18 protein-coding genes are annotated in these 25,707 nt (G+C 34.6%); 14 read left to right on the top strand and 4 right to left on the bottom strand.

Going from position 1 to position 25,707, the window contains the following annotated elements:
• Position 1: 1 nt before the first annotated feature.
• Complete coding sequence (locus ACFS6I_RS17415) at positions 2-1,588, top strand: hypothetical protein (protein WP_380922487.1); 1,587 nt, start codon at positions 2-4, stop codon at positions 1,586-1,588.
• A gap of 118 nt (positions 1,589-1,706) precedes the next feature.
• Positions 1,707-3,569, top strand: coding sequence for an acyltransferase family protein (locus tag ACFS6I_RS17410; RefSeq protein ID WP_380922485.1), 1,863 nt, complete (start codon positions 1,707-1,709; stop codon positions 3,567-3,569).
• A 78-nt stretch (positions 3,570-3,647) separates the two neighbouring features.
• On the opposite strand, the gene ACFS6I_RS17405 is transcribed toward ACFS6I_RS17410, so the two are convergent.
• Entirely contained in the window at positions 3,648-4,451 is an 804-nt protein-coding gene (locus tag ACFS6I_RS17405; RefSeq protein WP_380922483.1) for a tyrosine-protein phosphatase, read from the bottom strand.
• 516 nt (positions 4,452-4,967) lie between these two features.
• Here ACFS6I_RS17405 and ACFS6I_RS17400 point away from each other — a divergent pair.
• Both ACFS6I_RS17400 and ACFS6I_RS17395 read left to right on the top strand, forming a co-directional pair.
• Positions 4,968-6,959 carry an SDR family NAD(P)-dependent oxidoreductase gene (locus ACFS6I_RS17400; RefSeq protein ID WP_380922481.1) on the top strand — a complete coding sequence of 664 codons (1,992 nt, stop codon included), beginning with the start codon at positions 4,968-4,970 and terminating at the stop codon, positions 6,957-6,959.
• 269 nt (positions 6,960-7,228) lie between these two features.
• Positions 7,229-9,367, top strand: a complete 2,139-nt coding sequence (locus ACFS6I_RS17395; protein WP_380922479.1) for an ATP-binding response regulator — start codon at positions 7,229-7,231, stop codon at positions 9,365-9,367.
• 58 nt (positions 9,368-9,425) lie between these two features.
• On the opposite strand, the gene ACFS6I_RS17390 is transcribed toward ACFS6I_RS17395, so the two are convergent.
• Together ACFS6I_RS17390 and ACFS6I_RS17385 are read right to left on the bottom strand one after the other, a co-directional pair.
• The gene (locus tag ACFS6I_RS17390) at positions 9,426-10,232 is read right to left on the bottom strand and encodes an anti-sigma factor (RefSeq protein ID WP_380922477.1); all 807 of its coding nucleotides are present in this window, start codon (positions 10,230-10,232) and stop codon (positions 9,426-9,428) included.
• Positions 10,232-10,792, bottom strand: coding sequence for an RNA polymerase sigma factor (locus ACFS6I_RS17385; RefSeq protein WP_380922475.1), 561 nt, complete (start codon positions 10,790-10,792; stop codon positions 10,232-10,234). The genes ACFS6I_RS17390 and ACFS6I_RS17385 overlap by 1 nt, the downstream gene beginning before the upstream one ends.
• Positions 10,793-11,111: 319 nt before the next feature.
• Between ACFS6I_RS17385 and ACFS6I_RS17380 the strand changes: the two genes are divergently transcribed.
• From ACFS6I_RS17380 to ACFS6I_RS17335, 10 genes are all read left to right on the top strand, one after another.
• Complete coding sequence (locus ACFS6I_RS17380) at positions 11,112-11,678, top strand: fasciclin domain-containing protein (protein WP_380922473.1); 567 nt, start codon at positions 11,112-11,114, stop codon at positions 11,676-11,678.
• A 401-nt stretch (positions 11,679-12,079) separates the two neighbouring features.
• Positions 12,080-12,748 (top strand): MarR family winged helix-turn-helix transcriptional regulator, encoded by a 669-nt coding sequence (locus tag ACFS6I_RS17375; protein WP_380922471.1) that lies wholly within the window; start codon positions 12,080-12,082, stop codon positions 12,746-12,748.
• 144 nt (positions 12,749-12,892) lie between these two features.
• Positions 12,893-13,165 carry a hypothetical protein gene (locus tag ACFS6I_RS17370; RefSeq protein WP_380922469.1) on the top strand — a complete coding sequence of 91 codons (273 nt, stop codon included), beginning with the start codon at positions 12,893-12,895 and terminating at the stop codon, positions 13,163-13,165.
• A 75-nt stretch (positions 13,166-13,240) separates the two neighbouring features.
• Complete coding sequence (locus ACFS6I_RS17365; protein ID WP_380922467.1) at positions 13,241-13,708, top strand: SRPBCC family protein; 468 nt, start codon at positions 13,241-13,243, stop codon at positions 13,706-13,708.
• Positions 13,709-14,358: 650 nt separating this feature from the next.
• A complete protein-coding gene (locus ACFS6I_RS17360; RefSeq protein ID WP_380922465.1) occupies positions 14,359-14,583 on the top strand; it encodes a lycopene cyclase domain-containing protein in 225 nt (74 codons plus the stop codon).
• Positions 14,580-15,869, top strand: a complete 1,290-nt coding sequence (locus ACFS6I_RS17355) for a cryptochrome/photolyase family protein (RefSeq protein WP_380922463.1) — start codon at positions 14,580-14,582, stop codon at positions 15,867-15,869. Before ACFS6I_RS17360 ends, ACFS6I_RS17355 begins: the two co-directional genes overlap by 4 nt.
• Before the next feature lie 20 nt (positions 15,870-15,889).
• Entirely contained in the window at positions 15,890-16,402 is a 513-nt protein-coding gene (gene idi, locus ACFS6I_RS17350; protein WP_380922461.1) for an isopentenyl-diphosphate Delta-isomerase, read from the top strand.
• Positions 16,403-16,800: 398 nt separating this feature from the next.
• A complete protein-coding gene (locus tag ACFS6I_RS17345; protein WP_380922459.1) occupies positions 16,801-20,019 on the top strand; it encodes a SusC/RagA family TonB-linked outer membrane protein in 3,219 nt (1,072 codons plus the stop codon).
• A gap of 14 nt (positions 20,020-20,033) precedes the next feature.
• The gene (locus tag ACFS6I_RS17340; protein WP_380922457.1) at positions 20,034-21,767 is read left to right on the top strand and encodes a RagB/SusD family nutrient uptake outer membrane protein; all 1,734 of its coding nucleotides are present in this window, start codon (positions 20,034-20,036) and stop codon (positions 21,765-21,767) included.
• A gap of 373 nt (positions 21,768-22,140) precedes the next feature.
• Positions 22,141-24,471, top strand: coding sequence for a hypothetical protein (locus tag ACFS6I_RS17335; RefSeq protein ID WP_380922455.1), 2,331 nt, complete (start codon positions 22,141-22,143; stop codon positions 24,469-24,471).
• 123 nt (positions 24,472-24,594) lie between these two features.
• Here ACFS6I_RS17335 and gmd read toward each other — a convergent pair whose 3' ends face one another.
• Positions 24,595-25,692, bottom strand: coding sequence for a GDP-mannose 4,6-dehydratase (gene gmd, locus ACFS6I_RS17330; protein ID WP_021190041.1), 1,098 nt, complete (start codon positions 25,690-25,692; stop codon positions 24,595-24,597).
• Positions 25,693-25,707: the final 15 nt, after the last annotated feature.

Raw genomic sequence — 25,707 nt, 5'->3', positions numbered from 1 at the left:
AATGAAAAATTTTAAAATTAAATTGGGCTTGGCTACTACATTGGCTCTTGCGCTATTTATATCTTCTTGTAGTAAAGAAGCAAATGAAGCGGTAACTGACGGTTCAACAATCCGTTTAAATATTGGTCAAACTTATGCTAAAGCAGCTCCAGCTAAAGTAGGTTCTGTAGGTCGTACTTTTACTGCAGGAGCACAGACTGTTGAAGTTGCCTATAATAATGAGTATACGTTAGTCGCAACATTAACACCTGTAACATCAGGTTCAAGCAATGATGTTTTGAAAGCATCTAATCGTGCGGCTACTACTAGTACGGGTAATTCTGAACAAGTTCTGAAGCAAGGAACGGTTTATTATGTTGCTATTTTTGATGCTACAGGCAAATATAAGGAAACAAAATCTTTTACTCAAGGGGCTGGTGCGCAGGATTTCGCGATTGATAAGGGTAAATATACCTTTGTGGTTTATGCTTCTGGTACAAATAAGTCTTTACCTACAATTGCCCCAAACGCAACTTTGAGTACTGTAAATTTTACAGGTCTTACAGCTGACAAAGATTTTATGTTAGATCAAGTTGAGTTTGAAGTAAAAGCAGGTCAAAACATTCTTAATGCAGATCTAGATCATTTATTTACACAAGTTACATTAAAATTTGATTCTTCTAAGATTGGTGCTGTTACTGCAATAGCGGGTGCAAATATCTCTCCTTCGAATACAAATGCAGATGTGATATTGTCTACAGCTGCTGTAACATATACAGGTAGTGCAACTGCTCCAGTGGCATTTAATTTGAAAAATACGACAGGTACAGTAATCGTGTCTGACTCTACATTCATTACAACCGCGCCAACAACAACCGGTATCGTAGAGTTAACGGGGCTTTCCATAAATAATAGTGTTGCAAAAGCCCTATCATTTAAAAACCTAACCTTGAATCCAGGGATTAAATATAACTTAGAACTTAAGGTGAAAGCGCCAACAACTGTGGAACTTGGTGGTAAAGTTTGGGCTTTAGGTAACTTAACGTATAGTAATGGTGTATATGGTTTTGCACAAACGAATGATTCATATGGTAATTATTGGTTTGCTGGATTCCAAATTCCCAAAGTATTAGATGGCAGTGTTAACAATCAAAAACCTTCAACAGCTATTAATGGTGGCGCTACAGATCCTTGCTCTTTGGTATTACCATTAAATACATGGAGATTACCTACCGCACAGGAGTTCAATACATTGATTACAAATACAAATGCAGGTGGTGTTGATAACCCTCAAAACATCAATAACTGGGATCCGGCACGTTGGGTGGATACTTATGATGGGACTGCAGGTACAAACTTAGGTATGTTCTTTGGTTCACAAGTGAATCCTGGTGCAGACCGCTATAAAGAATTTTATTTACCATACGGAGGTTCATATAATGACAATAATACAGGGGATTCATTTGGATCTCAAGGTTTATATTTATTAGCAAATAACCAACGTTTGCAAATGACAGGTTCTAAAAATACGCAGGGCTGGTCAATTAATACGGCTGCGGCGGATCCAAACTTTGCAATGCAGATCCGTTGTATTAAGAAAGGATTATAATAAATAAAAATTTTTAATCTACCTCTTTTTAAGAGCGCTTTCTATAGAAAGCGCTCTTTTTTTTAATCAGCTTATTTTTATAAATTTAGTGCATCCATCAAATTGGATGTTAACCTAAATGACGTTTCGTTATGATATTGGCCTTTTGCGGGCAATTGCAGTTTGTTTTGTTTTACTCTATCATTATAATTTTCCATTTTTTGAGGGAGGATATATAGGGGTTGACATATTTTTCGTGATATCAGGATTTTTGATGACTAAAATTATCTTAACAGAGATTAAAGGAGATCGTTTTTCTTATTTTTCATTTATTGAAAGAAGAATGAGGCGGATTGTGCCTGCACTGTTAGGTGTTTCGGTGATAATGTTGCTATTATTGCCTCTTTTGTATTTTGATGTCGATCTGAAACTTAATGCGAAGTATATTGCATTGAGTCTCGCATTTATGTCTAATATTTATTATGGAAGTTTATCTGGCGATTATTTTTCACCCGATGTCCAGGATAATTTGTTTTTACATAGCTGGTCCTTAGCTGTTGAATGGCAATTTTATATGATCTATCCACTTGCTTTATGGACACTTAAGGATCGGTACTTACATCATTTAAAACAATTTCGCTTCATTTTAATTGTTTTAACGGTACTTTCCCTTTCTCTTTGGCTTGGTATGGGAAGTCGTAACAGTTGGGCTTTTTATTTGATGCCGACGCGGATTTGGGAATTTTTAATTGGAGGTTTGGCTTTTTTGTACAGTCAAGAATTAAAAGTTAGGTTGAAACCATTCTTAACAGCATTAACCATTATGAGCTTAGTACTAATGCTTGTTTCCGCTCTATTTATTCGCGCAAATCATACATGGTCTTCGACATTAGTTGTAATTCCTGTTTTAGCAACTGCTGTTTTATTAGCTATAGATCATCAATTGGTATGGTTTCAAAATAGCGGAATTCAATTTTTAGGAAAAATTTCTTATTCATTGTATCTGTGGCATTGGCCATTTTATGTGCTCTATCGAAAATTTGATTTTATAATGCAATGGCGTTATAGCATTCTTATTCCTTTTTTTCTTTCTTTTATTTTTGCTATCCTATCTTTTTATCTGTTTGAGCGAAATAAAAATATAATTGGCGCTAAGATTTTAACAATTTCTGGATGTGTGGTTGCTTTACTAGCAACAATGCTCTTTGTAATTCCCAAGCATACATTCTGGGATAAAATTCGCCTTATTAATAATCAATATGTCAATTATTTTCAACAGGATGAACATCGGCATTTGAATCCATGTAATTGCTATATCACAAGAAGCCCGAATTATAATACCTATGATAAAGAAGAATGTTTGAAAATCGATGTGGGAAAAGAAAATATCTTACTGATCGGGGACAGTCATGCGGCGCAGCTTTCTACGGCTTTTAGAAATGCCTTGAAAGAAGATCAGCATCTGCTTGAGATGAGTCTAAGCCTAACTTTTCCTTTTCTAGAATCAAAAGGTTACGATAAGTCAGTTCAGTTATGGAAATATTTTTATACCGAGTTCCTGCCTAAAAATGAGAATAAAATCAATAAAGTGTTTATTTCTGTTCATTGGTTAATGAATACATATGAGGAAATGAACTATACACCTAAAGAAATAAAGCAAGGTTTAAGTCAGATGACTGCGCTCTTTGATAGTTATGGGCTACAGTATTATTTCATCGGACAAACCGAACTTTATCGGGTTCCTTACCGACAGGTTGCATTAAAGAAAATGTTTAACCCTGTTCTAGATGAGCAGCAATTTATTCTAGACGAAGGGAAACAAGTTAATGAATTTCTTAAACGAATTATCCCGGAGCAACATTATATTGATATTTATAAACATGGGGAAATAGAGCACAATTCTCAGGAAATGGGGATGTCTTATATGTTTGATAAACATCATCTTAGTGCATTTGGGGCCAGTCAGGTTGTGGATTATCTGAGGCGGAAGGAATATCTTTGATCGCATAAACCCTGTTAAGTAAAAGGAGCTTTATACACGTTAGTATAAAGCTCCTTTTTTATATGTTATTCAGATTATTTATCCGGCGATGATATGTTGCCCTTTGCCTGCATTGATATGATCAAGTAAGGTCGGATTTAAAATTGTACAGGTTTTCAACATTTCTCGTACAGGATATTTTTCAACAATATCTTTTAATGAACGGAGATGCTTATCATGGTGCAGGTCTGTTCCGACAAAATCGTACATACCCGATTTAACAAGTGTCATGGCAATGGCTTTTACATCGACACCATAATATCTGCTCAGAGATAAGAGGTTTAATTGCAAAAAACATCCAGCATCTTTTATCTGTTTGTAAATGTTGAAATTGCTGTGATAATAATTATAGCGTTCGGGATGTGCCAATATAGGTTTGTAACCTAATTTTTGAATATTCAATATCGTTTGAAATAAAGCCTTCGATTCGGAAAGGTATGACATTTCAATCAAAACATATCCTCCAGGCATTAAGCATAAATCATTGCTCTCAACCAGTGCATGAAGACCGTCGTCGATCATGTGTTCTGCGGCTGCAAAAATTTCCACATCGCTTCCTGAATTTTTTAACCCTTCGCTTAGCGCATGGTGAGCTTGTCCAATACTAAATTTAGTATTAGGATGTACACCCTCCATAATATGGGGAGTACAAATAAATTTTTTGAAACCAAGGCTGCTTAATTCCTTAATATAGCCTAATGATTGCTGCACTGATGTGCTACCATCATCAATGCCCGGTAGTAAATGATTATGCATGTCAACTTCAAGAAAATCCAATTGTGATATGGATCGAACCGAAGCGGCATTTTTATTTTTTGTGAATAGATTGCTAAAAAAAGACATCTGTGATTTTAGTAATAATTGTTTTTCGATAGTATAGATTAAAGTGCGCTGTGATCTGACAAATATTCATATATTAAGCAAAATTGAAATATGAGCTTAATGCCTGTTTTCACAACGTTATTTCCGCCAATTTATTGTAAATAAATGTTCTCAATTAGTGTGCCAACATTACTTGTGAGGAAATGTGTTTGAAAGGATGATAATATAACTGTTTAAACAGTTAAGGCCTTGATAAAGAAATTTTTTAGAATTTTATTTAGTAAAGTTTTTAAGTCAAAAACCTTTTTGTAAGATTTTTGTTATTAACCCTGCCACTTCGCTAGAAAGCATATTAAAAGTGAACCGGTTTTTATTAATAATTAATAAATATATGAAAATTTATATACTAGGATTGCCAATTTTTAAGTAAATTGGTGTTGTGAATTATAATATTGAATAGGAGCCATTTAAGGGTCGTCCAAATACCCCTTACTAACCATATCCTATTAATAAGAGTGAACTGTTAGCAATAATATTATGATAAGTTTTTTTGGAGATTTAAAAAGACATTTATATCGAGACCATCCGCGTTGGATTATTTTGATGATCGATATGTTTATTGTATTTGTCAGTTATATACTGTCTATTTATGTACTCTATGACTTGAAAGGGTTTGCTGATGTTTCGATGATGTTGAAAAAGCTAATCATTATTCTTTTCATATATTTTACTTTTTTTGTTAGCAACAGTACTTTTAAAGGGATTGTACGCCAGACGGGTATTCAAGATGCAATTAAAATATTTAAAACTACAGCAACTGCTTATATTGTGCTGATGCTATTTATGATTATCGTTAGGTCAGTTGTAGAGCGTGGAAGTGTGGTGTCAGATTACCTAAGATTGCCTTATGGACTGTTGACCATGCAGTTCTGTATGTTACTGGTATTCATGATCGGCTCTCGTGTGGTTTACCGTACGGTATTTGAATATCTCTCATTATCTGCCAGAAAGTTGGAAAACGTCTTGATTTTTGGTGCTTCTCGTCCCGGACTCTCAACTTACTCTCTTTTGAAAGAAGACCCTCAAGTGAAGTATCATGTAATTGCATTCGTAGAAGATCAGTTAAATCGTGTCGGTAAACGGCTTGCGGGCTTAAAAATCCTGGATATAACTGAAATTACATCAGATTTTATTAAAAGAAACCGTATTACGGATGTGATCATTGCAGTAGAAAATAATGATCCCGAACGTTTACAATATGTTTCGGACTGGTTCCATCAGCTTGGTCTTGAACTTAAAATAATGTCTCCTGCGCGTATTCTACCTAATTCAAGAGTGAATCGGGAGATTAGACCTTTACAAATTGATGATTTATTGGGACGTAAGCCTATCAAACTGGATCACCAGGAGATAGAAGCCGAGATGGAAGGTAAAGTAATTTTGGTGACAGGTGCAGCAGGATCAATTGGCTCAGAGCTTGCTCGGCAAATTGCCCGACGCTCTTATAAAAAATTGATTTTATTAGATCAAGCTGAATCTCCTTTGTATGATATACAACAATCAATAAAATGCAGCTATCCTGAACATTTACATTGTGTTGTTGGAGATGTGCGTAATTATTTTTTCATGCAAAAGATATTTGAAGAGTATCATCCGGATTTAGTATTTCATGCGGCGGCCTATAAACATGTGCCTTTGATGGAGGCTAATCCATACGAATCAATACAGACAAATGTATTAGGGAGTAAAAATGTTGTAGACCTCTCGATGAAATATGGGGTAAAAAAAATGGTCATGGTATCCACGGATAAAGCGGTCAACCCGACGAACATTATGGGAGCAACAAAGCGCATGGCTGAAATATATGTGAGCAGTTGCAGTGGAAAATCCGATACCCAATTTATCATTACCCGATTTGGTAATGTGCTAGGTTCTAATGGATCGGTAATTCCACTTTTTGAGAAACAGATGGAGCAAGGAGGGCCATTGACATTGACTCATCCTGATATCACCCGATTTTTTATGACGATTCCAGAAGCTTGTCAATTGGTCCAAGAAGCTGGAGTGATGGGAAAAGGGGGAGAGATTTTTGTGTTTGATATGGGTAAATCAATTCGTATCATCGATCTGGCAAAACGTATGATTAATTTGAAAGGTTATCGTTATCCAGAAGATATTGATATCAAAATCGTTGGGTTACGCCCCGGAGAGAAGATCTATGAAGAGCTTCTTGCGAATAATGAGAATACAATAAAGACTCACCATCCCAAAATAATGATAGCGAAGGTAAATCATGACGATTTGCATCAAAAAGTGGAGCGGATTAATTATTTGTGTCAACATATTGTAGGTCCGCATGCTATTTTACCCGATTTTATGAATCTCGTGAGACATATGAAAAAAATAGTTCCTGAATTTAAGTCGCAGAATTCAGAATTTGAAATACTGGATAATGAAGTTTTGGATATGGAAATTATGGATAAAATAGTACCAGAAGTACCGATCTATCCTATAGCTAGAAATGCTTAACGGGATATTCTTAATAAATAATTTCCTTGTTTAGGAGTACTATATTCCTTAATTAGAAAATTATTATTCGAAATTTAGATTGATGTAGCGAAGTAGCTACAAATTTATAAACAATCTATTTTTTATCTAACGATCTTCATAGGTGTACAGTTATAATAGTTATTATTGTTACTATTTTAATGCTCACATAATTTGATGTCAGCAAAATATGCTGCATGGAGTATCGATGCCTGCACTTGCCATACATCTGAAGAAAATATACGGAACTCTTGTCAACACTAAAAAATAAAAAAACATTTCTCCTTCGAGCTTTATTGATCGGAGCACTTATTGCTTCTTTTATATACTTAGGTGTTATTTTTATTTACCAGTATTATGAACAGCAAAAGGTAAAGGAACGTCTCGATGCTGCATATGCATCTTCATATCAAAAATCCTCTGGACTTGATCGATTATTCTCCGCATATAGTGAAGCCGAAAACCTTTTTAGGTTGTATACGGTGAATTTTGACAAGAATACTTTTCTTGCATACAAAAATAAATTGGATACGATTAGGTATTCCGTAGATTCATTGTCGAAATTGCCTTTGAAGGAAAATTTAATGCAGGTGAGTACAGAAGATATGGAGCAAAAGAAGGTGCTTTCACAAGAATTTGCAGTATTAAAGCAGACAGTAGATCAACTCATATTCTTTACAAAGGACTCCTTGTCGGTTTTATCTTCCTCCAGTAAAACATTATTAAGGGATCCGAAGTTTGAGCAGGTAGATTCTATTGTGAATAGGATAATGAGTGACACTTCCTTTAATACATTAACAAAAGATACGACGATCCGAAAAAAAGAAAATCTCTTTAAACGTATTTTTAAAGCTAAAAATGATACGCTTGTCGCTAAGACGATTACCCAGGATTTTAATACGTTGCAAAAAGATGTAATTTCCCGAAATATAGCCTACCTGATACAGCAAAATAAAAAAGTTTACCGTCAAAATTTAAAGAATCTTCAGGAAAAGTTTGTTGCTCTTCAAGAAAAAGAAAAGCAACTGGTGCTGACTAATAGAAGTTTACTGGATAATCTGAGGAAAGGAATTGATGTTATTAAAAGTCAGGAGTTAACGCTACTGCGAAAAGCAGAAGAAAAAGACTTGGCATTATACAAAGTTAGTTCACATAATTTTAGAAATCAGCTTATTGGGTCCTTTATCATTATTGGACTGTCAATTATTTTCATTTTCTTCTATCAATCGAATGCCGTTTCTTATGAACGCAAACTGCAAGAGGAGAAGGATTACGCATCACAGGTAGCGGCTGAGAAAACGACAATTTTAGCTAGTGTAAGTCATGAGGTACGATCGCCAATCAATGCATTGCAGGGTATAATCAATATATTAAGAAAGAATAACAGTGGTAATGTGATCCATCCTGAATACCTTAACTCTGCTTCGCACGAAATTGATGTAATCAATAGTACTGTAAATGACATATTAAATCTGAGTAAACTGGAAGCAGGGGCAATGGATGTGCAATATGATTATTTTGCACCGCACCAATTATTACTAAATATCCTCAATTTACACAATCATCAAGCCCAAAATAAAAATATTACTATTGTTAAAAAAATAGAGATAGACCCTACATTATTAATTTATAGCAGTGAGTTTAGAATGAAGCAGATCGTTTCTAATCTGATCAGTAATGCCATTAAATATACTTCTCAAGGGGAAGTCAGTATCACTGCTTCTCTGAAACTGAAAAATGGAAAAACAACGCTGTTTGTGGCTGTTCAGGATAGTGGTATTGGTATTCTAGAAGAAGAACAGGCGCTGGTATTTCGTCAGTACTATATGGCCGGAGCGAAGAAGCAAACAAGTAGTTTTGGGCTGGGGTTATATATATCAAAATTATTTGCCCAACAAATGGAGGGCAATATTGATTTGGTCAGCACATTAGGTAAAGGATCTACATTTACTCTGGTACTTCCTGTCGAAAAAACGAAGATATTGGAAACCACCGCTATACAGTATACATTGGAAGATCTTCCTCAAGAAATGAAGATTGTGATCATTGATGATAATAGGATCAATGTTCTTTACTTGAATCACTATTTTAAAGATTTTCCTAATGTACATATTTTTGAGCAAGGTCATGTTGCTCTTGCATATATGGATGAAAATGACGTTGATGTCGTAATCACAGATTTAAGGATGGCTGATCTTGACGGTTGGGGAATTTTAAATAAGATACGAGCAAAAAAAGAATGGGAACTAGTTAGGGTATTTGTTTTTACGGCAGATAGTATGTATCTCGAAGCTGCTGAACAAAAGCAGGTAAATCTTTTTGATGCAAAATTGAAAAAACCACTGGATGCTCATGACCTAATTTCCTCTATTAAGAGGTCAATGGGATAACTAATGATAATACAATCAGTGTGGCCAGTTAACTTCTAAAATAATATATAACGAAAGCTTATGTATTTCCCATCACATAAAGTTGTGTCAAATTTGGTGTTGGATTTCCACCCTTTGTTTCTAAAGTTATAGCAAAAGCTTGTGCTTTAGGTATTTGATTCATACTGGTGATGCGATCAGTATGATCCAAAGGAAATACACCAGCATCTACTGGTTTACCATCAACGATTGCCCAAAGTTGATACTGCATACCTTCTGGAGCAGGAGGTAAATTTTCTAGACTTAGATAAACATCTGTTGTATTGGTGTTCCAGAAAACATGTGCTTTGAGTTTTGGATGTTGCTCTACTCCGGCTAAAGTGATCGTTTTAATCGCAGGATCTTGCAACATAGCCCATTTTTCCTCTAAACTCAGCAATGCTTTTTGAGTAGATTCTTGTTTTGAAACTGATTGTTCCAGCAGATTTTGATTAACAGTAGTTTTATTGTGAAAATAGATATTAGCACCTATACTTAAAGCTAATAAGATAGACGCGGCAATACTCCAGTTTGACGTACTAAATTTGCGCACAGGGGACGGTAGAGCGGACTGTGGAATCAACTCTTCTGTCTTTTCAGCAGATACGATAGGATGATTAGCTTGATCGGATATTTTATTCCAGATTATCGATTTAAGCTCGGTGGGAGGAGACATAGCTTGGACAGTAGCAAAATCTTCTAAAGTTTCTTGTGCCTCTAGAATCGCTTGCTGTACTTCAGTGTTATGTTTACTTATGCACATCAAAACACTCACCTCTTCTTCGCTGGCGAGATTTAGCACATAAGCTTCGATAATTCCTGACGATATGTATTCTTTAATATCCACTAGTATTGGTATTCTTTAAGTATTTTTTTTAATTCTAAAAGTGCTCCTCGTGTACGAGTTTTTACTGTACCTAAAGGAATATTTAGTTTTTCTGCAATTTCCTGTTGTGTGTATCCTTCATAGTAGGCCATTTCAATAAGCTCTTTCCATTCTGCACGAAGTTCATTCAATACGTTTTTAAAACCAATATGATCTACCTGTGTAGAAACACTAAAATTATGTTTTTCTTTAGCATCTACGATATCTGGAAGAGATTGGTTTTTTTGTTCATTTTGGACGCCTTTTGATTTGATGTAATCAAGTGCAGCATTACGGGCTATATTAATGATCCAAGTGTACAGTTTGCCTCGAGCAGCATCGAATGAATCAATATGTTTCCATATTTTGATAAAAACATTTTGAAGTACTTCGTCAGCATATTCCTTGAGTGTAACGATACGAAGAACTAGACCATACAGTGCTCCCGCATAATGATCATAAAGATAATTAAAGGCGCGCTGATCCTTTTTCTGTAATAAGGAAATTAATGTATCTTCTTCTAAGTGGTGTATCGGGCTCAATTAATTAGTCTTTGAGTTCAAAGATATACAATAGGATTAAGAAATTCTATATTTATTTGAATTTTAATTGATTGTACTGGATTTATTGCACACAAACCTATTATTCATTTCTTAAATGAGTGCTCTTGACATAAAGTTGAGGTGACTTATGTTTTGAAATATTTTAATTAAATCAGCTCAGGACCAAGTTTTTTTTAATGATGTAGCATAAAATGGCGGTGAGATATTTTTAATTTCAAAACGCAATCCAATTGAAGCATTATTTCGTAAGTGATATAAATAGGGTAAATAAAATGATAACCACTAAAAAAAATAGGAAATGAAAAAGAAATTCACTTTTATGACACTCGGATTATTATTGATGGGTGTTATCTTTTGCGGAAATGTTGTAGCACAACATGCAAATAAAACTGTAATCGTAGGTGGAGCTGCAATGTATCCAACTAAAAATATTATTGAGAATGCGGTTAACTCAAAAGATCATACTACTTTGGTCGCTGCAGTGAAGGCTGCAGGTTTAGTAGAGACATTGTCTTCTAAAGGACCTTTTACTGTATTAGCTCCAACAAATGAAGCGTTTAATTTATTACCGAAGGGCACGGTTGAGAAATTATTAAAGCCTGAAAATAAAGGTATGTTAACGAAGGTGCTGACCTATCATGTATTGGCTGGAAAATTTGATGCCGCATCGATCTTAAAATCTGTTAAGGAAATGGGCGGTAAAGCTGATATGACTACAATAGAAGGTGGGAAGATTACTTTTTGGACGAAGGGTAAGGATCTTTATGTACGTGATGCTAAAGGAAAAGATGCAAAGGTTACGATTTCGGATGTTGTACAATCAAATGGTATAATTCATGTTATTGACCATGTATTGATGCCTTAGGTACTTTTTTAGATTGCTAAATGTTTTTGTAATCTTAAGTCTTTTCTGAAAATAAATTTTACGCTTTTTCAGTGATCTTGAGACTTTTGAATATCATTTTAAAAAAGGTGTTTCTAAATAAAAAACTGTAAATCTATTTTAATAGTAGTTTTACAGTTTTTTTTTTATTGAGGCCAATTTTGTACTATTGGTTTTAAAAGGGAATTAATTTTTGAAAAATTATTCCTTAAAACAACTTTGTTAGGGTAAAGTTTTAAAATATATTATCTGAGAATTTAAACAATATCAAAAAAATATTTAGAGTAATAATCAACTATATTTCAATATTAAATTTTAAAAATGTAAATTTATGAAAATAAATAGAATATTTTTATTCTATTTATTTATTCAATGTATAAATCATGAATTACAATTTATTAAGAGATACTATTGAACTACTTGAAAAGTTTGAAAAAAATAAGCAAGAAAGTGGAAAGTATAGTGAAGATAGTGCAGGCTTTCAGCAATTTATAGTTGATCATTACAAAGGTATAGTTCCTGCTGAGCCGGATTGGGAGGGAAAGGAAAACGGGCGAAATCCTGAGAGTGTTATTAATACACTGATCGTGCAGATGAACAGATTTGCAAAAAATTATTCTAAATCGGCCATCCACGAATCAAGTTTTTCTACACAAGAAGATTTTATTTATTTGATTAATCTGAAAGTTTTTGGACCAATGATAAAAATGGAACTTATAAAACGTAATATCCATGATAAACCTTTTGGTATGCAGATTATCAATAGGTTGATTCATCAAAAATGGGTATGCCAGGTCGACTCGATGGATGACAAAAGGAGTAAAGTCATTTCAATAACAGATGAGGGGCTACGTGTTCTCGAGAATCAAATGGATAAAATTAGGCAAGCAAGTCAAATTGTTACGGGGGATTTGACTCGTCCGGAAAAAATGGAATTGATACGTCTATTGCAAAAATTGGAAAAATTTCATCAACCAATTTATGATCAAAATATTGACGTTGCAGATTTACTTACTTCTGTTGCTGAAAACTATCCACTGTTGAACAATTAAGTGGGTGAATATTATTTTAAATAAGGAGAAAAATTTAAGATGTATTTTTAAATAAAAGTCTCTTATTACATTATATCCACAAATTTAAATGACCTTTTGGGACGCACATAATTTCGAGATGTTGATATGACCGTCCTTAACAATATGATGAAAGCTGCAATTGAATTGGATATCGAAAGTGAATTTAAGAAGGCGTTATTAGGAATAGAAAAGTTACCTAGTTCTTCCAAATTTGGAGTTTTTTTAGCATATAAGTATTATTGGCTATTATTGAGAAAGATAAATCAGGTACCAGCTCAGCGTATGTTAAAAGAACGTATCCGTATCCCGAATAGTCAGAAACTATCATTAATGATAAATAGGTACTTGCAATCTAAAATAGAGGTTGCGAGACCGTTTCGCATATTTGGTTTTTAATGAGGATATAAATATGAAAGCATCAATAAATCTAACTTAATAAAACGAAGTGTAAATAATTAAAAACTCATTAATATGATCTATTTATTGCAAAGCGAGCAGCAATTGAATTGTGATATGGAAACGGCATGGAACTTTTTTTCTTCGCCTCATAATCTGGCTAAAATTACACCGGATGATATGAATTTTATAATTGTCAATGAAATTCTAGATGTACCGATATATGAAGGTATGATCATTGATTATAAGATTTCGCCTTTATTTGGAATTACCATGAAATGGCGAACGAAAATAAAAAAGGTTAGACACCATTTAAGTTTTACTGATCAGCAATTAAAAGGCCCTTATAAACAATGGAGTCATTTTCATGAATTTATTCCTAATGAGCATGGTATTTTAATGAAAGATATTGTACGATATGAAATGCCTTTCGGTTTTTTTGGTAGACTTGTGCATAGATTGATCATACACAAAAAATTGGAGCACATTTTTAATTATCGCTATCAAGTTTTAGAAAAAGTGTTTAATACTGAAAAGAAATGATGGTGAATGTATAATTGTATTGTCTATCTTTTTTATAATGGAAGGAGCTACTTGGTTGATTCATAAGTATGTTGTGCATGGGTTTTTATGGATTTTGCATAGAGATCATCATGATCATAGTACTTAGGGGAATATGGGAAAAAATGATTATTTCTTTATTATTTTCGCTATTCCTGCGATTATTTTAATGTATTTCGGTGGTAGGCAGTGATTTAATTATTTTTTCACATTGATTTAGAAGTCACTCTATAATGGTATGGCATCCTTTTTTATACATAATATTTTTATACATCAACGCATTGGTTTTCTGAGTGTTACTAAGAATCCATATTTGTTGGCAATTAGAAGGGTACATAGACAACATAATAAACATTTAGGAAGAGAGAAGGGTGAATGTTTCGGATTCCTTTGAGTTCCGGTCAAGTATTTTAAATAGAATTATGCATGCAAAAATACACTTATGTACTGATCAATTTTCTGACAATTATTATTTGCTTTATTTTTTCTTTTGATCATCGAATACAGTTTTATAAACATTTTGCCACATTTTTTAAGGGAAGTATAGTAGTTGCTTATAAATACTATATCACTAAAGTGAGCTGGATTGGTAAGGGGTCTTTTGTTTATCTGTGCTTAATGCCTGGTTTTTTATGGTAAACGGTGTACTGATAGGAAACGGATTGGAGTCTCCAATAGTGAATTATAATATGGATCAAATACTCAATATTCGTATACTGACCATTCTAGTAGAAGATGCGGTGTATGGTTATACCCAGTTTATGCTCAATATCTATTTTTTTAAACAATTTCAAAAGGTAAATGATCGCAATTTAGATAATGATCGTCTTATCAGTGATAAAATAAAACAAATATGAAGGATAAAGTTGTTATATTTTGGTTTAGACGTGACCTACGTCTAGAAGATAATGTGGGCTTGCAACAGGCCATAATATCTGGCTATCCTGTACTTCCTATATTTATTTTTGATAGAGATATACTGGAAAAGCTGGAAGTAAAGGAAGACAGGCGGGTGGATTATATTCACCAAGCTTTGAGTTCGCTAAACAGAACCTTGCATAATTATGGGTCAACGTTGCGGACTTATCACGGTAAACCACTGGAGATTTTTGAGATTATTACTAAAATTTATGATATTCAAGGTGTATATTGTAATAGGGATTATGAACCACAGGCAATAAAAAGAGATGAGCTGATAGATTCGTACCTAAGAGAGCGAGGCATTCAATTTAATACTTATAAAGACCAGGTCATATTTGAAAAATCGGATATTGTTAAAGATGATAGTACGCCATACACTGTATACACGCCCTATTCGAAAAAATGGAAGAGCGTATTAGCTCCAGCAAATTATGCTCCTGTAAGAGTTCCTTTAGAACAATTTTATAAATCTAATCCGGTGAAAATTAAAGATTTGGAGGAGTTTGGCTTTCAAAAAACCGATATAGTATTTAAACAACCCAATTTAGATCTCGCGATTATAAAGGATTATGATAAAAAACGTGATTTTCCAGGACTAGACCATACTACACATCTGGGTATTGCATTAAGATTTGGAACAATATCAATAAGGTCTTGCGTAGCATTTGCTTTGAAACATAATGAAATTTGGCTTTCAGAATTAATTTGGCGAGAGTTTTTTATGCAAATCCTCTACCACTATCCACGCGTTGTAGCCGATAGCTTTAAAACAAAATATAATTCCATCGCTTGGCGCAATAACGAAACTGAATTTCAATTATGGTGTCTAGGTAAAACCGGTTATCCAATTGTCGATGCAGGAATGAGGCAACTTAATGAAACAGGGTTTATGCATAATAGGGTTCGGATGATTACAGCTAGTTTTCTTTGTAAACATTTACTAATTGACTGGCGGTGGGGTGAGGCTTATTTTGCGCAAAAATTATTAGATTATGATCTGGCGGCCAATAATGGCAACTGGCAGTGGGTGGCTGGATGTGGTTGTGATGCAGCCCCCTATTTCCGTATTTTTAATCCCACAGCGCAAACTTTAAAATTTGATGCTGATCTTTCTTATGTTAAAACCTGGAATCCTGATTATGAAAAAAATATTCAAATACCGATAGTGTCGCACGAGGAAGCACGTGAAAGAGCACTCAGAGTATATAAGCAAGCATTGTAAATTTATTGTCGGTAAAAAATATGAAAAGAAATAAAGTTATATTGGTAGATGAACAGGATCACGTATTAGGTGAAATGGACAAAATGGAGGCGCATGAAAAGGGAATTTTGCATCGCGCATTTTCTATTTTCATTTTTAACAGCAAAGGACAGATGCTAATTCATCAACGAGCGAATGAAAAATATCATGGTGGCGGATTGTGGACGAATGCATGTTGCTCGCATCCACAATTAGATGAAGATATTAAAGAGAGTGCCGAACAGCGCTTACAATTTGAAATGGGTCTGCAATGTGATCTAAAAAGAGTATTTGCATTTATTTACCATACTCCTGTTGAAAATGAACTTATCGAACACGAATATGACCATGTATTAGTAGGATATACCGATCAACAGCCTGTGCCGAATACTAATGAGGTACAGGCCTTTAAATGGATTGATAAGTTAGAATTGCTCCAAAAGATAAATGATCAACCAGATATTTTTACGTATTGGTTTAGAATGGCTTTACCTCAGCTTATCGGACAAATATAATTGGATCTCATTCTCATTTTTTTGAAAGTGAAACGCTTACTACAAGTTTATTTACGAATAAATAATGTTTTAATATACGAGAGTTAAATTATAAGTAACTATTAGATGTTGTGATTACTAATTTATTTAGATATCTAACATTTTGATGTGTAATATTACCTTTTTCACTTAAGATTCTCATTCAATAATTTTCCCTTGTGCGGTATAATATTGAGATTATACCGCATTTGTTTTGCATGTTCGTGCAAAATATATTTGACCCATATCTTTTCTACATCGTTTTCGTATGCAGTGCAATCGATTGCTTGATTTGAGCGATAGTATACGTGTTTTTTTTTTGTTTAGACTTGTTTCACTATAACCAAAAGTTACACGAATAAAAACCTAATACATTGAATATGGTTAAAAACAATTACTTAAAGAAGAAAGGCTGGTCACAATTATACTGTCATCTTGCACTTTTAACACCACTTTCACTTAGTGTATTGCCTAATCAGGCAACAGCAAGTATACTTTTCCCGGAAAGCCTGGTGTATGCTAAATTACGAACGCAACAAAACATTTCTGGTAAAGTGGTTGATGCAACTGGTAAAGCTGTCAGCGGCGTTACAGTAAGAGAAAAAGGTGGTAAAAACTCGACTTCAACAGATATTAATGGAAATTATAATTTAGCTGTAAGTACTCCCGACCCTATTTTAGTTTTTAGTTCAATTGGTTATATTGGCCAAGAAGTACTAGCTTCTGGTGCTGCAAAAGTAATTTTAAAGCAAACTGAAGATGTTCTTGATGAGGTTGTGGTAGTTGGATATGGTAATCAAAAGAAAACCAATTTAACAAGTGCAGTGTCACAGGTCGATGCAAAAGTATTAAAAGATAGACCATCACCTACTGTAGTCAATATGCTTCAGGGTGCAGCTCCTGGTTTAGTAATTAGTCGAAACTCGGGAAGACCAGGTGCCCAAGGTTTAAATATGGAAGTTCGTGGAGCTACTTCAGCGAATGGTGGCGTTGCGCCTTTGGTTGTTATCGATGGAGTTATAAGTTCTGAAGGTACATTCATGGCTTTAAATCCTAATGATATTGAGAATATTAGTATTCTGAAAGATGGTGGAGCTACAGCTATCTATGGAGCACAATCTGCAGGAGGAGTTCTCTTGGTTACCACGAAAAAGGGTGAAAAGGGTAAATCACGAATTTCATTGATGAGTAATATGGCCTGGCAAATGCCGGCTAATATTCCTGAAAGACTGTCTTTGATCGATGAAATGAACTATGTTAATACAGCAAGAGCAAATGCCGGATTAGCGCCAGAGTATAATGAAGAAGATCTGAATTATGCTATCAATGGTCCAACGTTTGTTCTAGGCTCTAACGGTCAGTGGAGAACATACAATCAGGAAAATTTGATTGATAAGGTGGTTAAAAAGTCTTATACAATGAATAATACGAATCTGCAGTTTTCCGGAGGAAATGAAAATGTAACTTATATGGCGTCATTGGGAAATATGAGCCAGGCAGGTATGTTTAAGATTGGAGAAGATCATTTTACGAGATGGAATGCACGTGCAAATATTTCTGCAAAAGTAAACGAATATATCAAGTTGGATATTGGTAGTGCATTTATCGATCAAGCTACAGATAATCCGCAGGATGGTGGATATGGTTTAGATGGAGGTGGAAATGGAATACTACGTCAATTTTTTTCTTCACGAATGCGGTTCCCTATTTTTAATGAAGACGGAACATATTATCGTAGCGGTACTTCATCTGCTTTTGGTTATGCTTTGTTGAAAGACGGAGGATTCAACCGAGATCGTAGCAGTACTTATTTTAACAATGCAACTGCAACGATACACAAGTTAGTAAAAGGGCTTGAAGTCAAATTAATGTATAGTCGAGAAGATATTACTAAGCAAAATCGAAACTTCAGACGTACCGTAACCTTCTATTCTGGACCTGAAGCTAATACTGCCAGTCAATTGAATAATCCAAATAATTATTCAATAATGGACTATAAAACCCTGAGTCAGAATTATCAGGCTGTAGCAGATTATGATTTTAAACTTGGTTCAGATCATAATTTCCATATCATGGGTGGATATCAGTTGTACTCATATGACTATCAAACTTTGGGAGCAACAACCAAAAATCTATATGTTAATGATAATCCGAGTTTGAATTTCACTTCAGATCCAGTGAATAAGTCAAATTCACAATCAGCTTTAACAGAGAAGATGCAATCATACTTCGGTCGTTTCAACTATAATTATAAAGAGAAATACTTATTTGAAGCAACGATAAGAAGTGATGAAAGCTCTCGATTAACTCCTGGACAACGAGTGAAGGTATTTCCATCATTTTCTGCAGGATGGAATATGTCTAAAGAATCTTGGTTTGATGGTATTTCCACTGTTGTTAATGAGCTAAAACCACGTATTTCTTGGGGTAAAGTTGGCTCGAAGGTAGGAATTGGATATTATGATTTTATAGCGCAATTACAAACAGGGTCCAATGTCTTATTAGGTGATAGTAGACAGACATATTTATATCAAAGTATGATTCCTGCTGTTAACCTTTCATGGGAAACAATAGAGACACAAAACTTTGGTTTGGATTTTAGCTTTTTGAATAGAAAGCTGAAAGGATCATTTGATTATTATAATAAATATAATAACAATATGCTTGTAAGAGTAAGTTTGCCCGCAACGATCGGGATTGATGTTCCCAAATCTAATGTTGGAAAAATGAAGACCTGGGGATGGGAACTGGCTTTAGGATATCAAGATAAGATCGGTGACGATATTACTTTTGGAGCATCATTTAATCTTGCAGATAATCAAAATAAGCTTCTGAAATATGGTGGCGCGGATAATATTATTTATTCTGGTGTTAATAATTTGGTAGAAGGGTATGCGCTTAATTCAATTTGGGCGTATAAAACCAACGGTTATTTTCAGACAGAAGAGGATCTAAAAAATGCACCAAGCTATGCTAAGTTGATAAATAAAGCGGGCGTACCTGGGTTAGGTGATATTCGTTATGTAGATCTAGATGGAAATGGTGAAATTTCGCCAGGAAAAAATATCGTTGGTGATGCTGGTGATTTGCAGTATCTGGGAGATATTAATCCACGCTATCAGTATGGGTTCAACTTTAATTTTGGGTATAAAAACTTAGATTTCAGTATGTTTGTTCAAGGGATTGGTAAGCGTAAGTTTAAACCAAGTAATGAATTAATTCAACCTCAATTATATTCGTATTATCTGCCAATGAATTTTCATATGGATTATTGGACTCCTGAGAACAGAGATGCAGCTTATCCGCGCCCTTATTTAGAAGGAACTCAAAACTTTCAAAATTCGGATAAATGGTTTATGAGTGGTGCATATGCACGATTGAAAAATATCCAGATTGGTTATTCTTTGACGCGGGAAACAGTTAAGAAATTACCATTTTCTCGTGTACGTATGTATGTTTCTGGAGAAGATTTATTGACAATTTCTAGATTGGGAATTTATAAGGGAGTGATCGATCCAGAGATGAAGCCTGAGGATGGTAAAGTATCTCCATATCCATTCGCAACTTCTATCTCTTTCGGTTTAAATATTGATTTATAATAAGAACAATGATTATGAAAAAAAGAATTTTATATCTATTATTAGCATCGGTCTCTTTTAGCTCTTTTATTTCTTGTGATATTAATGAAGTGCCAGAGACAACAATGAGTGATGCTAACTTTTGGAATACGGTGGCAGATATCAGGTTGGCGGCTAATTATTTTTATTCTACAATACCAGGACTAACATTAGCAGATGTAACTGTAGATAATTGGTCAACAGATGCTTACCCGAATACTTCATCAAATAATATAAGCGATGGTTCTCGCGCAACCCCGGCCACTAGTACAGATTATAATTATAATGGTATTTTTCAAGCTAATAAACTAATTGAAAAATCTGAAGAGGTTATTAAAAAGGGTGGTGATCTGACGCAAATAAATTGGTATGTGGGTGAGGCAAGGTTTTTTAGGGCTTGGTATTATTTTGAAATGTTTAAACGTTTTGGAGGAGTACCATTGATCACAAAAACGATGACTGTAGATGATCCTGATATTTTTAAAGTACGCGCTTCAAGGGAAGAACTTTTTCAATTCATCTTGGATGACCTGGACTATGCAATATCTGTTTTACGATCTGCAGATGAACTAAATACCGCAAAAGAATATGGCAGAATTTCTAAAACTGCAGCGCTAGCATTTAAATCTAGAGTAGCTCTGTTCGAAGGAACGCGAGAAAAGTTTCATAATTATGGTGAGCAAAAGAAACATTTAACCATCGCCAAGCAGGCTGCCGAAGCCGTTATTACCTCTGGCGCACATACTTTGTTTACTGCATCGGCTGTAGGAAGTCACGGTGAAGTTATTAATAATGCTTATTTTAATTTATTCCAAGAGGCTGGTGAAGGCCGATCGAATAAAGAAAATATAATAGTAAAGACATATGGGATTAATCGCGATAATAGTGTGATTTCTACTCCAGTACAGCGCTATTATGAAGGAAATTCTGTAGTCCCAACTCAAAATTTTGTTGATAACTATTTGATGGCAGATGGCTTACCAATTGAAAAATCACCATTATATCAGAAACCTGATAAATCAATGACTCACGCTCAATATTTCAGTAAAAAAGATCCGCGTATGAGTTTCAGTATCTTTAAAAGGGGAGATGAGTTTATTTCCAGTAGTAATTACACGATACCGAATCCTAGTTATCAAAGAAGTGGATACGGTATACGAAAATATGCTAAAAAAGATTTTTGGACACTTCAAGCATCTTATATAGACCGACCTGTCATTCGTTATGCTGAAGTGCTTTTAAATTATGCTGAGGCAGTGTATGAGTTGGATGGAACAATCAGTGATATGGTATTGGATCAAACGATCAATGCACTTCGAGGCCGATTGCCACAAGTGAATATTGGTACAGATGCTGCACCAAATTATGTTGCAATGCCTAAATTAACCAATGCTTTTGTAAATAGTAATGGACTAAATATGAGGACGGAAATTCGACGTGAAAGAAAAGTTGAGCTGGCCTTTGAAGGGCATGGATATTGGGATTTGATTCGATGGAAAACAGCAGAAATTGAGTTGCCAAAAGCATTGTTAGGTAGTTATTTATTTACAGAATATCTAACAGCTACAGGTGACAAATGGTCGGATAAGACACTAGTAAACGATCAGAATTATATAATTTTGCAACCTGCTACATTACGTAGATTTGATAAGGATCGAGATTATCTATGGCCATTGCCAACTTCTGAACTTGCTAAAAATGTAAAGTTAGAACAGAACCCTAACTGGTAGTATTGAAAAAAAGCACGGGATTTAATTCCGTGCTTTTTTACTTTTAGTGATACCCATTTAAATTCTTAACAGAGTAAAATCTGTTACCTTGCTTAGCAAGGATAGTATGACGATATCATATGTCATACAGTTTCTCAAGTAAATGTATTTTTTCTTTTATACTATTGTAGTCTTATCATTATCAGAAGAAAGATTGGAATTTAGACAAGATGAATTGCTAAAACCTTTATTATGAAGTGAGGTGTGAACATTAGTTGAAAATTCAAATATTCTAATAGCTTAAAAATTTTATACTTAAGTATTATGATTTATTATTACTTTAGATGGGAATTGCTATCCATTCAATTTTATAAACCAAAGCCATAATAAATACATGAAACTACTGCGCTTCATTACCTTTTTTAATTTAATTTCTCTTAGTCTTTTTACACAGGCACAATCAATCTCCAAAATAGCAATTCACTTGGATCGAACCGAGTATTTTCCTGGGGATACAATCTTGTTTAAGGGATATGTAGTGACAGATGGTGTTTTGGATAGTGCTACACGAAATGTCTATATTGATTGGGCTGATGGAGAGGGGGCGGTACTGGAAAATAATGTTTATGTTGTGGTTGATGGAGTTTTTGCAGCTCAATATTTGGTGCCTAAAAACTATACAGAACATCGGATTTTATTGAATGCTTTTACAAAAAACACATTTGATTTTCCTAATCTGATTTATGATAAAAGTATTGCAATTTATCAAAAAGAGGAGAAAATTGTATTGAATGATGGAATGAGTCAAATACCCGAATTGATCGTTTATCCGAAAATAAAACAGATGCTGCTCCATGAACCAGTTGGATTCCTTTTTAAAAATCCAGCAAATACTTCTTTTAAGGGGCAAATCAAAACAGCCGATGGAAAAGTGGTAGAAGAATTTGAAAGCGATAAAAATGGAGAAGTCAATGTATTCCTAACTCCTGAGGCCAACGAATATATTTTGGAATGGCAGATGGTAGGTGGTGAAAAAATTAAAACAGTATTACCTAACGTTGTTGATCATGGTTATAAGATAACTGTAGGAGAAAGTGCAGATAAATATAAACTGACGGTTTCTAAAGTTGGAAAAATAAACGATGAAGTTATTGTTCAAGCTTATCTCGATCACCAAAAATTATTTGATGAAAAAGTAATCATACAGGATGGGCAAGATGTAAAAACACTTGTATTGCCAAAGGATGGATTAGTAAATGGTGTTCTCCAGTTTTTGTTGTACGATAGTAATGGAAATCTATTACAAAAAGAAGGTTTGATCACTAAAAGTCAAGAAACTTTTATAACGCCAGATGTTAGCTTTGTCAATCGTTCTTCGGAACCATTGGGGAAAAATTTGTTACGTGTTCAATTGCCAGAAGGTGAGCTGGCGAATGTTTCAGTTTCTATTATTGATGGAATTTTTCCATTAGATAGCACTGCTACGATGATATCAGATCTCTTATTTAAAAATATAGCAAAAAAGCCATTTGAAAATCAATTTGTTCAAGACATTACTAAAGATGAGCGATACATTGCAGCGTTATCCAAAGATGAATTTATTATTCCAGATAATGGTAAAAGGAAACCAGATGATATATTACTATTACATGGTAAAATGGAGTTAAAAGAAAAGGGTAAGAAAAAAATAGAAAAGACTTTAGACAACTTAGCTGAGGATGGAAAAGCGAAGCGTGGTATTTCATTTGGGTATCAAGGTGAACTGGACCCGGTTATGCGTTATATGGAAGTACCTTTTGATGGCGAGAATAGTTTTAAAATAACGGACTATGTTCCATTTGACACCGTACAGTTACGGGTCACGCAGGTGGAGGATAAAATGAGGTTCATACCTTTTAAAGTGAATTATACTTTTTATGATATGTCCAAGGTAGATACTTTGAGAAATATACCATATGCAGGATCGTTATGGATAAACCCGGAAGTAGAAAAAAATCCGTTACTTGATAATTTTAGAGCTCGGTATATGGCGACTTTGTTGAAAAGGGATATAACCAAACTTGATACAGTAAAGATTAGCGGCAAAATAGTAAATGAACAAAGGGTAAAAGATTTGAATAATAAATATGCTAAAAGTGGACTATTTTCAAAAGATGGAAGGGGCATAGATATTCAGGGCGACAAAGAGTCCAAAGGTAGTTTTAACCTGTTTACTTATCTACAGCTGGGTAAGATTGCGGGATTACAGATTATTAGTCAACCCATGACAAATGTGCCAATCGTGAAATTTAAAAGTGATGTTGTCGCATATTATATCAATGAGATCGAAACAACTGCGGAGGAAGTAAGCTACCTGGCTATGAATGAAATTGCTTATGTGAAGGTAATTGAAGGACCTACGCCAACGGTTAGTCGTGGACCTGTGGTCGCCGTTTATACGCTCCCGTCCTCTGAAGTGGTACGAGATAGGGGAAGGTTAGTTGATTTGCAGAAAGTTAAAGGATATACATCACTCCGCCCTTTTCAGAGTGTAAATGAAAATTTAAATTTAAGCGGTTTTGGAGATCGTATTACATTGTACTGGAATCCCATACTGGTTTACTATAAGAACGTTGCAGCAAAAGAGATCGAATTTTTAAATAATAATCGAGCCGGAAAGGTACAGGTAACTATCCAAGGTATCACAAAATCGGGAAAACTCGTGTATTTTCAAAAAGTAATGTAGATGGATAAGTAAAGACTAATAGGAGAACGTTTGAAAATTTGTCTTCAAAATAAAATAGGGTAGTGCATCAACTCATTGCAATGCACTACCCTATTTTATTTTGAACGTTATGAGAGGTCGTATCTATTTAACCTGTGAATGATTGGCTAGTAAGAAATCTCTTTTGACTAAAGCAACATCACATTCCATCATTTCTTTTACTAAACCTGCAAGATCGTATTTCGGCTTCCACCCTAATTGTGTGTTTGATTTAGTTGGGTCACCTACCAATAAATCGACTTCAGTAGGTCTGTAATATTGTGGATCAACTTTTACAACAACTTTCCCGATTTCTAATTGATAATCGGGGTGATTACAGGCTTTTACTTTTGCAACTTCAGCAGCTTCACTGCCTTCAAATTCGAGTTCTATACCTATTTCAGCAAATGCCATACGTACAAACTCACGAACAGAAGTGGTTACCCCTGTTGCGATGACAAAATCTTCGGCTACATCTTGTTGCAAGATAAGCCACATGGCTTCCACATAGTCTTTTGCATGCCCCCAATCGCGCTGTGCATTGAGATTACCTAAGTATAAGCATTCTTGTTTGCCGTGTGCAATGGCAGCTGTAGCCATCGTAATCTTGCGAGTAACAAAAGTTTCACCTCTTCGTGGCGATTCGTGGTTGAAAAGAATACCATTGCAAGCATACATCTTATATGCTTCACGATAGTTTTTCGTAATCCAAAAACCATAAATCTTTGCGACTCCATAAGGTGATCTCGGATAAAATGGTGTAGTTTCTTTCTGAGGAACTTCTTGAACCAAACCGTATAATTCGGAAGTAGATGCTTGATAAATCCGTGTTTTTTTCTCTAGACCTAAGATGCGTACAGCTTCAAGAATACGTAATGTTCCGATACCGTCGACATTCGCTACATATTCTGGTGAATCAAAAGATACTTTAACATGTGACATCGCCCCCAGATTGTAAATTTCATCAGGTTGTACTTCTTGAATGATACGGATGATATTAGTTGAATCGGTCAAATCTCCATAATGCAACTTAAAATTGACATGGTTTTCATGTTGGTCCATATAAATATGGTCAATACGCTGTGTGTTGAAAGAGGATGCTCTGCGTTTGATACCATGAACCATATAGCCTTTTTCTAATAATAGTTCTGCTAAATATGAGCCATCCTGACCGGTTACACCAGTGATTAATGCAATTTTCATCTTAATTATATGCTT

This window comes from Sphingobacterium anhuiense, from assembly GCF_042686355.1.
Classification (GTDB): domain Bacteria; phylum Bacteroidota; class Bacteroidia; order Sphingobacteriales; family Sphingobacteriaceae; genus Sphingobacterium; species Sphingobacterium anhuiense.
Note: the sequence above shows the minus strand (reverse complement) of the source record. Positions and strands in the feature narration are given on the sequence as shown.